General features: G+C 45.5%; 1 protein-coding gene. It reads left to right on the top strand.

The annotated features are described in order from the left end of the window. The first annotated feature begins 59 nt into the window (after window positions 1–59). On the top strand, window positions 60–1,085 hold the full coding sequence (locus tag QMN93_RS25970; protein ID WP_040118421.1) for an IS630 family transposase: 1,026 nt from the start codon (window positions 60–62) through the stop codon (window positions 1,083–1,085). Window positions 1,086–1,100: the final 15 nt, after the last annotated feature.

Below are 1,100 nucleotides of genomic sequence, written 5' to 3'. Positions count from 1 at the left end.
TATACCCGTGATCATTGAAGACGCTTGATTTTTCAGCAACAGGAGATCATGCTGTCCCCATGAAAATCTTTATCACTGACCAACAAAAAGCTGAACTTGAGCGTCTTCATGACTCCAGTCGTGATAAGCGCGTTTGCGATCGCATTAAAGCCATTCTTCTGGCCTCCGAGGGCTGGAGTTCGGCCATGATCGCTCAGGCTTTACGCCTGCATCAGACTACTGTTGACCACCATATCAGCGAGTTTCTGAACAAAGGCAAGCTGAAGCCCGAAAATGGCGGCTCAGACAGCAAACTCAGCGCTGAACAAACGGCTTTTTTAATCAGCCACTTATCCGACAATTTATTTTACCATACCCGTGATATTGTCGCGTTTGTCGCGCGGACATGGAACATCGTTTTCAGCATTCCGGGAATGAATAAGTGGCTGCACCGGAACGGCTTCACCTATAAAAAACCGTCAGGCGTCCCGCATAAATTCAGTGAAGAGAAACAAAAGCAATTCATTGAATATTATGAGGAACTCAAAGCCACCGCAGGTGATGAACCGGTTCTTTTTATTGATGCTGTCCATCCGACTCAGGCCACCAAAATAGGTTATGGCTGGATACGTAAAGGCCAGAGAAAAGCGGTAAAAACAACAGGTAGTCGTACACGGCTGAATATCATGGGGGCGCTGAATCTGAAGGCCCCGGAACATCCGCTAATCTGCGAATATAAAACGGTTAATGAATACAACGTATCTCGTTTTTTCAATGAGATACGTAAAATTTATCCAGATTATCAGCAGAAAGTTCATGTTATTCTGGATGGTGCTGGTTATCACCGTTCACAGTTAGTGAAAGACTGGGCGGAGGTGGTAAATATAAAACTTCATTACCTCCCGCCGTACAGCCCGAACCTGAATCCGATAGAACGAATGTGGAAGTTAATGAACGAACATGCCCGGAATAACCGCTACTTCAGCAACAGCAGGGAGTTCAGGGATGCAATATCTGAATTTTTCAGCCATACGTTACCGGGGATAGCGGGTTTTCTGACGTCCCGAATTAACGATCATTTTCAGGTGCTCAAACCTGCATCTTGAGGTTTATTGGGTATA

It is taken from the genome of Enterobacter sp. R-1.6.2 (assembly GCF_035064085.1).
GTDB lineage: Bacteria > Pseudomonadota > Gammaproteobacteria > Enterobacterales > Enterobacteriaceae > Enterobacter > Enterobacter asburiae_B.
Note: the sequence above shows the minus strand (reverse complement) of the source record. Positions and strands in the feature narration are given on the sequence as shown.